Raw genomic sequence first — 13400 nt, 5'->3', positions numbered from 1 at the left:
CCCCTTAAACGGCCGCTTAAGGGTCAAGACCTGTACACAAACTCAATCGCGCTGGTAGACGACGTCGGTGCCCGGCTCGAGTGCGAGCCGTATGGTTTCGCGGTGGCCTGCGCTGATCTCCGGCAGGTTGTGGATATCGAACCACCCGACGGCGATCGATTCGTCGTCGTTGACCCGGGCGTCACCAGACACGTAACGGCATTTGAACGCGATGTCCAGGAAATCGCAGACGTCCCCGTTTGGATACTTGACGGGACCGATCACGCCAACGGCCAGGATCCGCTCGGTTTCGGCTACCACGGCGGTCTCTTCGAAGATCTCGCGGATCAGTCCGGGCGCCGGATGCTCCCCCGGCTCCAGCATCCCCGTAATCAAGGTCCACCGGCCGTTGTCCGCCCGCTGGCACAGGAGGACCCTGTTCTCGCCGTCCAGGACCACTCCGCGGACGCCCGGCAGCCACAAGGGATCGTGGCCGATCTTCTCGCGGATGTTCAGGATGAATTCCGGGACTGCCACTCAAAGCCTCCATTTCCGGATGGGAACCGCCAGTAGGGCGAGTATCCCACGGCGTTGGCCGAAGGACAGCCCTTGTGGCCTGCAGGACCATTTAGGCCTGCAGGACCATTTAGGCCTGCAGCACCGTTCAGGCCGGCAGCACCAGCATGGCCGCCGCGGCGCCTGCCAGCATGAACGGTCCGAACGGGATGGACGATTTCAGCGTGCCGCGCCGGGATGCCAGCACCACCAGGCCCCACAGCCCGCCAAAGAGGAACGCGGCGAATGTTCCTACGAAAACATGGGCCCATCCCAGGTAGCCAAGATAGAGGCCAAGGACACCGGCCAGCTTGACGTCGCCGAAACCCATCCCCGGCGGGTACGCGAGGCGCAGGATGAAGTAGAAAATCCACAACACCGCTCCCCCGGCCACGATCCCCAGGTACGGCACGCCGAGGAAGGAAGCACCGCCGTCGGACGTCCCCGCGGCGATCGCGGCACCCAGCAGGAGCACTCCGGCGATCGCGTACGAAGGGAACACGATCCTGTTGGGGAGCAAGTGATGGCGCACGTCAATGACTGTCAGCCGCGCAGCCATGACCGCAAAGTACAGGCATGCCGCAAGCAAGAGCCAGAAGGCCGGGAAACTCGTCCCCCATAATTCGCCGAGTCGTCGGATCACCCTCGGATGCTATCGGGTTTCGCAACCCTTCGCCGGTCACGCACGTCTAAACTGTGGATATGGGGCGCTTCAGTGCAGGATTCCAAGGAAACGAAACCGCCGACATGCCCTCGATCTTCCGGAACCTCTGCCGTTCCTCCCCTTGGAAATGGACCAGCTTGAGGTTCGAATACCTTGACCGCCCCGGCAACGAAAGCGAGATCGTCCGGGCGTGGCTTCGGCGGCCGGGGGCGCTCCGGCTCGAAACGCAGGACGGAAAGCTCCTCCACAGCACCACCGGCATCAACGATTCCCGCGACGGCCTGTACCTCGGATCCAAGCGCAAGTCCTGGCTCTTGCCTGCCCATCTCGTGACTCCCGTGTACGACTCCCACGGCCTGGTCCGCCGGCGCCCGGAGGCCGCGTACGGCGAGCCGTCCTTCGGCAACGGACGCCTGGCGGCAGCGCTGGATCCCGTGGAACTGGCCGGCAACGCTCCGGTCCCCATCGAGTTTCCCGAATCCAACCGGCTTGAGCTCGGCCCCATCCGCGAAGTGGACCATGAGGGCCGCCCCGCCTTGGAAACCATCGCGACGCCGGGACGCACCTATGCCCCATCGGACGCCGCCCGGCCGCTTTGTTTCCCCGGGCGTACCTTGCTGCGCGTGGATTCAGGAACCGGCGTGTGCGTCGCCAGCCAGTCGCTCGACGGCGACACCTCCGGCCAGGGCCACTGGATGCGGATCCTCGGAGTGGACGAATACATGCTGGATGACCTCTTCCTCGCCCAATCGATGAACCTCACGGACGTCCGAAAGCACATCAGCTGGGACATCGGGCCGCACGCTTGAGCGAGCGTCGACAGTCCAGGCAGTCGATAGGCCAGGCAAGAGTCCAGGCAAGCGAAGGGCCGCGGCGGGCGAACCCCGCCACGGCCCTCAAACTCTGTTAAGCCCCCTCGAGCAGTTCCGTCACGAGTGCCGCGATCGGCGAGCGCTCGGAGCGGGTCAACGTGATGTGGCCGAAGAGCGGGTGCCCCTTGAGGGTCTCCACCACTGCCGCAACGCCGTCGTGCCGGCCGACCCGGAGGTTGTCGCGCTGGGCGACGTCGTGTGTCAGTACGATCTTCGAGTTCTGGCCGATCCGGCTCATGACCGTGAGGAGCACGTTCTTTTCGAGGGACTGGGCCTCGTCCACGATCACGAACGCGTCGTGGAGCGAACGGCCGCGGATGTGGGTCAGCGGCATTACTTCGAGCATGCCCCGGTCCATGACTTCCTCAACAACTTCCTGGCTGACGAGCGCTCCAAGGGTGTCGAAAACGGCCTGTGCCCAGGGGTTCATCTTCTCCGCTTCGGAGCCGGGGAGGTACCCAAGCTCCTGTCCGCCCACCGCGAAGAGGGGCCGGAAGACAATGACCTTGCGGTGTTCGCGGCGCTCCAGGACGGCTTCCAGGCCGGCACACAATGCAAGCGCGGACTTGCCTGTGCCCGCCCGGCCGCCGATCGAGACGATTCCCACGCTCGGATCCATGAGCAAGTCGATCGCCAGGCGCTGTTCCGCCGAGCGGCCGTGCAGTCCGAAGACGTCGCGGTCTCCCTTGACGAGGCGTACTTGCTTGTCCGCTCCCACGCGGCCCAGGGCGGATCCCCGGTTCGAAAGCAGGACCAGGCCCGTGTTGACCGGCATTTCGGCCGCCGCGGGAATGAAGACCGGTTCGTGGCCGTAGAGCGTGTTGACCTCGTCCTCGCTGGCCTCGATCTCCGCGACGCCGGTCCACCCTGAGTCCTTGACGAGTTCGTTGCGGTATTCGTCGGCGAGCAGCCCCATCGCGGATGCCTTGACGCGCATCGGGAGGTCCTTGGAAACCACCGTGACATTGCGGCCTTCGTTGGCGAGGTTCTTCGCGACGGCCAGAATACGGCTGTCGTTGTCGGCCCCCCGGAATCCGGCGGGGAGGACTTCGGTGGAGACGTGGTTCATCTCGACGCGCAAGGTACCGCCGTCGGTACCGATCGGGATGGGTTGGTTCAGGCCGCCGTGCTCGATGCGCAGGTCGTCTAGGAGCCTGAGTGCTTTGCGGGCGAAATATCCCAGTTCGGGGTCGTGGCGTTTTCCTTCCAATTCAGTGATGACCACAATCGGCACAATGACTTCGTGTTCCGCGAAGCGCAGCAATGCGTGCGGGTCCGAAAGCAGGACTGAGGTGTCAATCACATAGCTTCGGCCAGTCAGTACGTCGGACGTCGCGGTCCGCCCTATTTTGGCCTGCTTGGCGCGGGAGGTAGCTGAACCTTCCCCGTTGGAAACGACTACGGGCAGTTGCTCAGAAATGGCCACATCGACTCCAGCCCCGGGCGCGAGCCCGGCTTTTCTTCGTAAGGCGGCTCGGCCGGAAGGCCGGGCGGGCCCCCCACGTAACTGGTGCGATGCTTCGCTCCATCTACTGGCCTCCCCGATCAGCGGGCGGTTTGCCTGCTGATGGGAATAACGTATTCCGGGGCAATTACATTTCCGGTGACCGCAAACGGCGATTCGCGTAGATAGCGTGTGAACTTCCCGTAAACGCGGGATCACGCCGTCGTCACCGCCGCGACACCGTGGTCAGGTACCGAATCGGCGCTGGCGGCCCGCGTAGTCGCGCAGGGCGCGCAGGAAGTCGATCTTCCGGAACGCGGGCCAGAGCGCCTCGCAAAAGTAGAACTCGCTGTAGGCACTTTGCCACATGAGGAACCCGGAGAGTCGCTGCTCGCCTGAGGTGCGGATCACGAGGTCGGGGTCGGGCTGGCCGCGGGTGTAGAGGAACCGTGAGATGTCGTCCACCGAGAGTCCATCCGCGACGTCGGACATGTCCCGGCCGTGCGCGACGGCGTCGTGCAGCAGTTCGCGGACGGCGTCCACGATCTCGCGACGGCCCCCATACCCGACCGCGACATTCACGTGGACCTTCTCGCGCACCGGCGTGCGGGCAGTGAGTTTGTTGAGACGCTCGGCCAGGTAGTCGGGCAAGAGCTCCGGCGCGCCCATGGCGTGGACAGAAATATCGGCGTCTTCGTCGAGCCGGTCCAGGGTGTTTGCGATTATCCCCATGAGGAGTTCGAGCTCTTCCCCCGAACGGTTCATATTGTCCGTCGAGAGCATGTACAACGTGACCACTTTGACGCCAAGTTCCTGGCACCAGCCGAGGAATTCGTGGATCTTGTCCGCGCCCGCCTGGTGGCCTTCGCTCGTGGGAGCGTTGAATTGCCTGGCCCACCGGCGGTTGCCGTCAACCATGACTCCGATGTGGCGGGGAATCTTGTCCTGTTCCAGGGAGCGGAGCAATTTGCGCTCGTAGAAGCCATAAAGGAACCCGGGCAACTCCATCCGGACACTCACCTGACTTCCTGGGCACAGAACAGCGGAAAACTACGACGGCGGCAGGCGGGTGGGGCTGGTGGCCCCGGCCAAACCGCTATCGCCACCTGCGGACCCGTGCCGCAGGTGCACCACCAAGGCTACCTTCCCAAGCTGACCGGTCGGCGCATGCGGGGGTTTGCGTCAAACGGCCAATGGCGTTACTCGCCGGTAACTTTGACCAGCCGCGAGGTACCCTTGAATGATGTTGGAGCAGCCCACCCTCGAGCCACTCAAACCGACGTGGCGCGGTTGGATACATGCCGTCGCGACGCCTTTCGCCATAGCCGCCGGCATTGTGCTGGTGGCCGTCGCGCCGACGACGGACCGGAAAATCGCCTCGGCCATCTACGCCCTCACAGGCGCCCTGCTCTTCGGCGTGTCGGCCGTGTACCATCGCGGTACTTGGAAACCGCGGACCAAAGCGATCCTCAAGCGCTTGGACCACACCAACATCATGCTGGTCATCGCGGGCAGTTACACGCCCTTGTCCTGGGTGCTCCTGGCAAGGCCAAAGGCCGAGCTCGTCTTGTGGATGATCTGGTCAGGGGCGTTACTTGGGGTCTTGTTCCGGGTTTTGTGGACGGGTGCTCCCCGCTGGCTCTACGTGCCCATCTATGTGGCCCTCGGTTGCAGCGCCGTCATCTTCCTGCCCGAATTCTTCGCAGCCAATGCCGCCGCCTCGATCCTGATTTGCGTCGGCGGCGCGCTCTACATCGCCGGAGCAGTGTTCTACGGCATCAAGAGGCCCAACTTCAGCCCCGCGAATTTCGGCTTCCACGAGCTGTTCCACGCCTTCACGGTCCTGGCGTTCGCGGCGCACTTCGTGGCGATCATGATGGCCGTGCTCAGTTAGCTACCCGTCCCGCCCTACCAACCCGTCCCACCCTGTCAACCCGTCCCGCCCTACCAACCCGTCCCGCCCTGCGCCGAATCTTCCGTCATGGCCTGGAGGCGCGCGGCGAGTTCCTCGACGGAGCCAACAGGCAGGTCGCAGACCATCCCCCGGCACAAGTACACCTGGGGCGAGCCGTCGGCGGCAGGCAAGCGCGACTCCAGCAGCGGCACCTCACGTTCCGGATGCCCGGTTCCGGGCAGGCCGCCGTCGTCGTCCCTCCGGGCCTGTTCACCGGCCAAGACGGCCACGACCATTCCAGGGCTCGGCGACGACAGAAGGGCTCGGTGGAGCTCTCGCTGCCGCTGCCCGGCAGGACCGGACACTGCCGCCTCGACCGGACCGGCAACAGCCGCCTGGGCGGTCGCGAGCAACCATCCGGCCACCCTCGGGGCACGCGAAGCCAGCGGAGGCAGGACGGAGAGGATGTTGCCGGCCATGGTCCGGTGCTCGTGCGAGCCGGAATATGCGGCGTAAGCCAGGAGCACGCCGGCGAAGGCAGACGCCCCGCTCGGAGCCGCGTTATCGAAAGGATCCAGCCCCGGGTGCTGCCCCTGGGCGTTGAAGACCTGGGCAGATTCGCCCACGGAGTCGGCCAGCCTGCCGTCCACGACAAAACGGGCACAGGCTTCCCGGATCAACGTCTCAGCGAAGCGGTACCAACGCCGTTTCCCCGTGACGGCGTAGAGGGCGAGGAATCCTTCCGCGCAAAAGGCATAGTCTTCGAGCGAGCCGCCGATGCCCCGGGCGACGCCGTCGTGCGAGACCCGCATCAACACGGGTTCGCCGCCACCCGCCGGCGGACGCCAGTGCACTCGCGCCAGGTAATCGGCGATGTTTTCCGCGGCCGCGACGAGCTCCGGCCGATCAAGGACCGCTCCGGCCTCGGCGAGCCCGGCGATGGCCAAGCCGTTCCACCCGGCCACCACTTTGTCGTCCCGGTCCGGCTGGGGGCGCGCGGAACGGGCTTCGCGAAGGGCCGGCCGGACACGGTTCCATAGCCTCGATTCGGAGCCCGAGAGGTGCCTGCCGGGGTGCAGCGGCGAACCGAGGGCCGAAACCGTGCCGCGCGGACCGACATTCATGAACTGCGCCACTGCCGCGCCGTCGCCCGGCCCAAGTGCCTCTTCGAGGCCTTCAGGGGTCCACAGGTACGACGCCCCTTCGTGATGCACACCGTCCACCACAGTGTCGGCGTCAAGGGAGGACGCGAGCCCTCCCGGCGCCGTGGAGCCGCCAACCCCGAGCGAGTCGAGCATCCAGTCGGCAGCCCGCGAGACCACAGCCGCGGCTTCCCCGGCGGGCAGGACCCGGTCGCCCTCCAGCCGTGCCCAGTGCGTATAGACGCGAAGCAGCTGCGCATTGTCGTAGAGCATCTTCTCGAAATGCGGCACGGACCAATCGGCCGTGACCGAATACCGCGCGAACCCGCCGTCGAGTTGGTCACACAAAGCTGAGCGGGCCATCGCGGCGAGCGTCCGCCCCGCCAGGTCCCGGGCGGCGTCGGAAGTCCCTGAAGGGACTGCCGCGTGGCGGACCAGGAACTCAAGAACCGCCGACGGCGGGAACTTGGGAGCGTTGCCGAAGCCACCGCCGTCGGGGTCCTCAGAGCGGGCAAGGAGCCGCACGGCCTCCGAGAGCAGCTTGCGGTCCACCGCCGGCGGGGGACCGTCGACGGAAACCGCGGTGGAAAGCTGCGCCTCCGCCATGCCGGCGGCGAGTCCCCTCGCGTTTTGTTCGACGGCGTCCCGGCGTTCCAGCCAGGCTTCCCGGACCGCTTCGAGGACTTGCCGGAAAGAAGGACGGCCCGGCTGGGGCTTCGGCGGAAAGTAGGTGCCCGCGTGGAACGCGAGGCCTTCGGGAGTCAGGAAGACGGACATCGGCCAGCCGCCCTCGCCGCTGATGGCCTGGGTGGCCGCCATGTAGATCGCGTCCACGTCCGGCCGTTCTTCGCGGTCCACCTTGATGGCCACGAAGTTGGCGTTCAGGTAGTCCGCGGTCCCCTGGTCTTCGAACGACTCGTGCGCCATGACATGGCACCAGTGGCACGCGGCGTAGCCGATGGAGAGGAAGACGGGGACGTCCCGGGCGGTTGCAAAAGCGAAGGCTTCGTCACCGAAGGGGCGCCAATGCACCGGATTGTGCGCGTGCTGGCGCAAGTATGCGGACGGTTCGGAACCGAGGGCGTTCGAAGCCCCCGGCCATTCCCTGGCTGTGCCCTGCTCAGCGGGCTCCGGCGCCGGCATCGCCATCGTTTTCCACGTCGGATGCGCCGCCCGTTTCGGCGGCCAGGCGCGCTTCCTCGACCTGGGCGCGGTACCGGACCCGGCGGATGCGGCGGACCATGTCCACAATCAGGAAGGTGGTCAGCACAACAATGAAGGCTGTCAGGACGAATCCCCAGGTTCCCGGGGTCACCTGGTCTTCCGACAAGCCGGGGCGCAGCGACGGCGTCGGGGAAGGCGACGGGGTCGCGGCCAGGGCAATGAGAAAGTGCTGCACGGTTCAAACCTTCTGTGGGGGTTCCAGGCTGTGGGGGTTCCAGGCTGTGGGGGTTCCAGGAGCGAATTCTACGCAGGATAGAAAACGCCGGCCCTCCTATCTTAGCCCCGCGAACAGGTCCTTTTCCGGCAGTTCCGGAGGAATGCTCGAGTGGACCAAGGTGTAGTCCTCCCAAGGCCAGGCCTTTCGCTGCATGTCGGGCGACACCGCGAAGAAGAAGCCGAGCGGATCGATCTGGGTCCGGTGCGCGCGGAGGGCATCGTCCCGGGCCTCGAAAAAGTCACCGCATTCAACCTGGGTGGTGGTCGGGTTGGCGGTTCTTGGCGGCGTGTGGCCTTCAGCGTCGGCCTCAAGCCAGGCGGCAAGCCGTTCGGCGTACGGCGATTGAAGTCCCGCTTCCTCAAGGGCGAAGTGCAACGCGCGGAACCGCTCCGGGCTAAAGGCGCGGTCGTAGTACAACTTGCTCGGTGCCCAGCTCTCGCCGGTTCCCGGATAACGCGTAGGGTCCCCGGCCGCGTGGAACGCCTCCACCGCGACCTTGTGGGCCATGACGTGGTCCGGGTGGGGGTAGCCGCCGTTTTCGTCGTAGCTCACAATGACGTGCGGCTTGAAGGTGCGGACCAGCCGGACCAACGGCGCGGCGGCGCGCTGCAGGGGCTGGAGCGCGAAGCAACCCGGCGGAAGCGGGGGCATCGGCTCGCCTTCCGGCAGGCCGGAGTCCACAAAACCGAGCCAACGCTGCTTGACTCCCAGCACCGCGGCCGCCGCATCCATCTCGAGGCGGCGGGCTCCGGCCATGTCCCGCTTCGGATGCGGCGCGGACTCCATGGCAGGGTTCTGGATGTCTCCCCGGGAACCGTCCGTGCACGTGGCCACCATGACGTCGACTCCGGAAGCGGCATACATCGCCATGGTCGCGGCGCCCTTGCTCGATTCGTCGTCCGGGTGCGCGTGGACTGCGAGCAACCTCAACTGCGGGGTGGTGCTGGTGGATGTGCTCATCCGGAACGGTTCCTCTTTCTGCGGTGTTGCCTTCATGATGCCTTCATGCCCTTGGACGTTTTCGGGCTCGCCGGAACGCCGTCTCCGGCCGTGTGCGCCGAGGCTCCGGAAGGCCACTAAACTAGGTGGGTGACTTCGGAGGACCCATCGGGCGCGGCGCTGCCGGCAACTACCAGCCTAGCCAATCGCTACGGCGGCCAAAAGCGCGCCTTCGGGGGTAAAACCAGGCGCAACATTTTGATTGCCGGCCTCCTTGTGGCCATCGGACTCCTGGCCTGGATCACCATGGCCCCTTCCGGCCCCTCCGTTTCCTACAAGGACGTGGGTTACAGCTCTACGGATGCCACCCAGTCCGAAGCGGACTTCCAGGTCACCAAGGATCCCGGCGCCACGGCGAAGTGCGCCGTGAAGGCATTGGATTCCACGTTCGGGGTGGTCGGCTGGAAGGTTGTTGTGATCGGCCCGAACGACCCCAAGGCCAGCGCCGACGGCGGGCAGACAACTGTCCACAGGACAATCCTGCGGACCGAATCGCAAGCCGTCTCCGCCTCCGTGGACAACTGCTGGATCGACAGTAACGGGAAATAACAAAGAAGTGACCCGCGACTCAGTCAGCTTGGGTTCGCCCACTTGATTGACTACACTGGATCAATACCTCGACCCCGCTGAGTTGGTTGCTGAGTTCCACGAGTTGCCAACACCAGCGGGTTTTTGCTTGTCGGATCCATAAGGAGAAGTCCGTGTCGACCACCAACAGCGCACCTGCAGCTTGGCTCACCCAGGACGCATTTGACCGCCTGAAGGCAGAGCTGGACCACCTTTCCGGCCCTGGCCGTGCCGAAATCGTGCAGAAGATCGAAGCCGCCCGCCAGGAAGGCGACCTCAAGGAAAACGGCGGATACCACGCCGCGAAGGAAGAACAGGGCAAGATCGAAGCCCGCATCCGCCAGTTGACCGTGCTCTTGCGCGATGCCCAGGTTGGCGAAGCTCCGGCCGACGACGGAATCGTCGAGCCCGGCATGCTCGTCGTGGCACGCATCGCCGGCGACGAAGAAACGTTCCTCCTCGGATCCCGCGAAATCGCCGGCGATTCCGATCTCAACGTCTTCAGCGAGAAGTCGCCGCTGGGCGTTGCCATCATCGGCCACAAGGAAGGCGAGAAGCTGAGCTACGTCGCCCCGAACGGCAAGGAAATCCCGGTGGAGATCGTTTCCGCCAAGCCGTTCTCCGGCTAACCTGCCTTCCGGCCTACCAGCCACAAAACACGACGCCGGCCCTCCCGTTCGCGGAAGGCCGGCGTTTCTGCGTTTCGGCACCGGGTGGCCGGCGGCTTGCTACGCTGTTGGCGCCCCTGCCCGCCGCGGGCGCAGGAGTATCGCCGCGACGACTCCCCCGATCGCCCCGCCCAGGTGCGCTTGCCACGAGACGACGCCCATGACCGTGGGCAGCATCCCGAACAAGATCCCGCCATAGGCGAGGAACAACACCACGGATAGCAGGATCTGCCACCAACTGCGGTTGAAGAATCCCCTCACCAAAAGGAACGCGAAGAGTCCGAAAACCAGCCCTGACGCGCCAACGGTCACCCCGCCGGTACCGAAGAACCACACTGCGAGGCCCGAACCGAGCCAACTGAAGGCCAGCGCCGTCAGGAACACCCGCAGGCCGGACAGGAACACCAGGAAGCCGAAGATGATCAGCGGCAACGCGTTGGAGAGCAAGTGGCCGAAGCTGGCGTGCAGGAGCGGAAACGTCAGGATGTCGAAGATCCCGTCCAGGGTGCGCGGGCGCAAGCCGAACGTCCGGTTGAGGCTGCCGAACATCATGGTGTTGAGGACTTCGATCACCGCGAGCAGGGCGACGAAGCCGATCATGAACAGCAGTCCTCCGCGGGCGCGCCTCGCCAGCGAATCCTTGCCTGGCGAGGGCGCGTCCGCGTTCGGGTAAAGGACCATGGCCGCCTGCCGCTTAGTGGACCACGATGGGGTGGAAGCCCTCGGCCCTCAAAGCGGCGAGGACTTGCTCACTGTGCTCGTGTCCCTTCGTTTCCAGGTTGATCGTGATGGAGACGTCGCCCATGCTGATCGCGCCGCCCACCCTCGTGTGGTCCAGGCCCGTCACGTTGGCATCGTTCTCGGCGATGATGCGGGCGATGGTGGCCAAGGAACCGGGCCGGTCATCCAGCATCATGCGGACGGTCATGAACCGTCCGGCGGCGGAGAGGCCGCGCTGGATCACCTTGAGCATCAACATGGGGTCGATGTTGCCGCCCGAGAGGATCACCGCGGTAGTGCCCGGATTCTCGATCTTGCCGTCCATCAGCGCGGCGACGCCCACGGCGCCGGCCGGCTCCACCACCATCTTGGCGCGCTCGAGCAGGAAGATGAGCGCCCGCGCCAAGGAATCCTCGCTCACGGTCACGACGTCGTCCACGAGCTCGCGGATGATGCTGAACGGCAATTGGCCGGGACGTCCGACGGCGATGCCGTCCGCCATCGTGGAAACCTTCTTGAGCGGCACCAAGGCGTCTGCAGCGAGCGACGGCGGGTAGGCGGCGGCGTTTTCCGCCTGCACTCCGATGATCCGGATCTCGCGGCCGAGTTCACGGGCGCGGGACTTGATTGCGACGGCGACTCCGGCGAGCAAGCCGCCGCCACCCACGCCCATCAGGACGGTATCGACGTTCGGGACCTGGTCCAGCACTTCGAGGCCGACTGTGCCTTGGCCGGCCACGACATCCACGTTGTCGAACGGGTGGACGAAGACTGCACCGGTTTCGTTGGCGTAGCGCTGGGCTTCGGCAAGTGCTTCGTCCACGTTGTGGCCGTGGAGGACCACTTCGGCACCGTGGCTGCGCGTCGCGGACAGTTTGGGCAGTGCGACCCCGAGCGGCATGTAGATGCGTGCGTTGATTCCCAGGGATTTCGCCGCAACCGCAACGCCTTGCGCATGGTTGCCTGCGGAGGCAGCAACGACGCCGCGCTTCTTTTCCTCGTCGGACAGACGCGCCATGCGCACATAGGCGCCGCGGACCTTGAAGGAGCCGGCGCGCTGGAGGTTTTCGCACTTGAAGAAGACGTCGCCGCCAACCATGGCGCCGAGGGCCCGTGAGGACTCGATGGGAGTCTTGGTAATAATGCCCTCGAGCAGCTCCCGCGCCTTGAGGACATCGTCCAGCGTGACGGGCAGGGTGTCGAGGGTATTCACGGGTTATTCTCCTTTGTTGGTTTCTTCTGCGGCATTGCCTGAAGGGATCAGTTCGGCGGGCGCTTGGGCAGCGGCGGCGTCATCCGGTCCTTCATCATGTTCCCACGTCCTTGCGGCAATATAGCGAATCGCCGAGTTTGCTACGGCCAGCAGCGGAACTGCGAAAAGCGCTCCGGGGATCCCGGCGAGGTAGGAGCCGGCGGCGACAGTCAGGATGACGGCGACCGGGTGGAGCGAGACCGCCTTGCCCATGACGAGCGGCTGGAGGATGTGGCTTTCGAGTTGCTGCACCAGGAGGACGATGCCGAGCATGACGAGCGCATTGACCGGACCATTCGCCACCAAGGCAAGAAGGACGGCAACCGCACCTGTGACCAAGGCTCCGACGACCGGGATGAATGAACCGATGAACACCAGCACGGCCAAGGGCACGGCCAGCGGAACTTGGATGATGGCTGCGCCGACACCGATTCCCACGGCATCGACGAAAGCAACGAACATCTGGATGCGGACGTAGCTGACCATGGACGACCAACCACGTCGTCCAGCGCCGTCGGCCGCCGCACGCGCGGTCCTCGGCAGGAGTCCCACAATGAACCCCCAGATCCGCGGCCCCTCCAGGAGGAAGAAGATGAGGATGAAGAGGGCCAGGACCATTCCCGCGGCAAAGTGCCCGGCTGTGCTCCCGAAGGACAACGCGCCACTCAGGATGCTGCTGCTGTTGTTCTGCAGGGCGGCCGTGGCGTCTTGGACGTACTTGTCGATTTGTTCCGCGGTCAGGCGCAAAGGTCCTTCGGCGAGCCAAGTCTGGATCTGTTGGATTCCGACGAGGGCCTCCTGCCACAGCTCGCCGAAGCCCACGGCCAGTTGCCGTCCCACCAGCGCCAATGCACCAGCGATGACGCCGACGAAACCGAGGACGGTGACGGCGACCGCCAGGCCTTGCGGTAGTTTGAGCCTCCTGAGCGATGCTGTGACCGGGTAGAGCAAACCGGCAAGGAGCGCGGCCACCATGACGGGAATGACCAGGAAGCTGACCCTGCCCAGCAACCACACGAGGGCGGCGACAACCACCATGATGAGGCCCACGCGCCAAGCCCACGCCGCCGCGATCCGGATTCCGTACGGGATGTCTTGCGCGATCCGGTTCTCCGGGAGGGGCGCTAGCCTTCCCGGAGAGGAGTCGCTTGCTGCAGTGGCGTCATGTGCTGGCGTCATGACCCCATAATTCCGCAGGGATCG

14 protein-coding genes are annotated in these 13400 nt (G+C 65.3%); 4 read left to right on the top strand and 10 right to left on the bottom strand.

The annotated features are described in order from the left end of the window. Positions 1-42 precede the first annotated feature (42 nt). Both ABCW42_RS06120 and ABCW42_RS06115 read right to left on the bottom strand, forming a co-directional pair. Complete coding sequence (locus ABCW42_RS06120; protein ID WP_423184012.1) at positions 43-516, bottom strand: NUDIX hydrolase; 474 nt, start codon at positions 514-516, stop codon at positions 43-45. A 127-nt stretch (positions 517-643) separates the two neighbouring features. Further along, the gene (locus ABCW42_RS06115; protein ID WP_423184011.1) at positions 644-1177 is read right to left on the bottom strand and encodes a prepilin peptidase; all 534 of its coding nucleotides are present in this window, start codon (positions 1175-1177) and stop codon (positions 644-646) included. Positions 1178-1236: 59 nt separating this feature from the next. Here ABCW42_RS06115 and ABCW42_RS06110 point away from each other — a divergent pair, with 59 nt between their 5' ends. Next, positions 1237-2007 carry a hypothetical protein gene (locus ABCW42_RS06110; protein WP_423184010.1) on the top strand — a complete coding sequence of 257 codons (771 nt, stop codon included), beginning with the start codon at positions 1237-1239 and terminating at the stop codon, positions 2005-2007. 97 nt (positions 2008-2104) lie between these two features. On the opposite strand, the gene ABCW42_RS06105 is transcribed toward ABCW42_RS06110, so the two are convergent. Then, entirely contained in the window at positions 2105-3418 is a 1314-nt protein-coding gene (locus ABCW42_RS06105) for a PhoH family protein (protein WP_423184820.1), read from the bottom strand. A gap of 342 nt (positions 3419-3760) precedes the next feature. After that, positions 3761-4522 (bottom strand): isoprenyl transferase, encoded by a 762-nt coding sequence (locus ABCW42_RS06100; protein ID WP_423184819.1) that lies wholly within the window; start codon positions 4520-4522, stop codon positions 3761-3763. Positions 4523-4754: 232 nt separating this feature from the next. On the opposite strand from ABCW42_RS06100, the gene trhA reads away from it, so the two are divergent. Then, positions 4755-5408 carry a PAQR family membrane homeostasis protein TrhA gene (trhA, locus tag ABCW42_RS06095; protein ID WP_423184009.1) on the top strand — a complete coding sequence of 218 codons (654 nt, stop codon included), beginning with the start codon at positions 4755-4757 and terminating at the stop codon, positions 5406-5408. Positions 5409-5458: 50 nt separating this feature from the next. Here the strand turns inward: trhA and ABCW42_RS06090 are convergent, their stop codons facing one another. The 3 genes from ABCW42_RS06090 to mca all read right to left on the bottom strand — a co-directional run bounded on the left by ABCW42_RS06090 (position 5459) and on the right by mca (position 8951). Then, entirely contained in the window at positions 5459-7693 is a 2235-nt protein-coding gene (locus tag ABCW42_RS06090) for a thioredoxin domain-containing protein (protein WP_423184818.1), read from the bottom strand. After that, positions 7671-7949 carry a hypothetical protein gene (locus tag ABCW42_RS06085; RefSeq protein ID WP_423184008.1) on the bottom strand — a complete coding sequence of 93 codons (279 nt, stop codon included), beginning with the start codon at positions 7947-7949 and terminating at the stop codon, positions 7671-7673. Before ABCW42_RS06085 ends, ABCW42_RS06090 begins: the two co-directional genes overlap by 23 nt. 96 nt (positions 7950-8045) lie before the next feature. Continuing rightward, entirely contained in the window at positions 8046-8951 is a 906-nt protein-coding gene (gene mca, locus ABCW42_RS06080) for a mycothiol conjugate amidase Mca (RefSeq protein WP_423184007.1), read from the bottom strand. A gap of 129 nt (positions 8952-9080) precedes the next feature. Between mca and ABCW42_RS06075 the strand changes: the two genes are divergently transcribed. Continuing rightward, on the top strand, positions 9081-9539 hold the full coding sequence (locus ABCW42_RS06075; protein ID WP_423184006.1) for a DUF4307 domain-containing protein: 459 nt from the start codon (positions 9081-9083) through the stop codon (positions 9537-9539). Between the two features lie 152 nt (positions 9540-9691). Next, a complete protein-coding gene (gene greA / locus ABCW42_RS06070) occupies positions 9692-10186 on the top strand; it encodes a transcription elongation factor GreA (protein ID WP_133204114.1) in 495 nt (164 codons plus the stop codon). A 99-nt stretch (positions 10187-10285) separates the two neighbouring features. Here greA and ABCW42_RS06065 read toward each other — a convergent pair whose 3' ends face one another. Genes ABCW42_RS06065 through ABCW42_RS06055 form a run of 3 tightly spaced genes read right to left on the bottom strand, consistent with a single transcriptional unit; the run spans position 10286 to position 13376 of the window. Then, entirely contained in the window at positions 10286-10906 is a 621-nt protein-coding gene (locus ABCW42_RS06065) for a rhomboid family intramembrane serine protease (RefSeq protein WP_423184005.1), read from the bottom strand. 13 nt (positions 10907-10919) lie between these two features. Then, a complete protein-coding gene (gene ilvA / locus ABCW42_RS06060) occupies positions 10920-12158 on the bottom strand; it encodes a threonine ammonia-lyase (RefSeq protein WP_423184004.1) in 1239 nt (412 codons plus the stop codon). Between the two features lie 3 nt (positions 12159-12161). Next, the gene (locus tag ABCW42_RS06055) at positions 12162-13376 is read right to left on the bottom strand and encodes an AI-2E family transporter (RefSeq protein WP_423184003.1); all 1215 of its coding nucleotides are present in this window, start codon (positions 13374-13376) and stop codon (positions 12162-12164) included. Between the last annotated feature and the right edge of the window lie 24 nt (positions 13377-13400).

The organism is Arthrobacter sp. NyZ413 (assembly GCF_049390645.1).
GTDB lineage: Bacteria > Actinomycetota > Actinomycetes > Actinomycetales > Micrococcaceae > Arthrobacter.
This window is presented reverse-complemented; position numbering and strand designations above follow the sequence as displayed.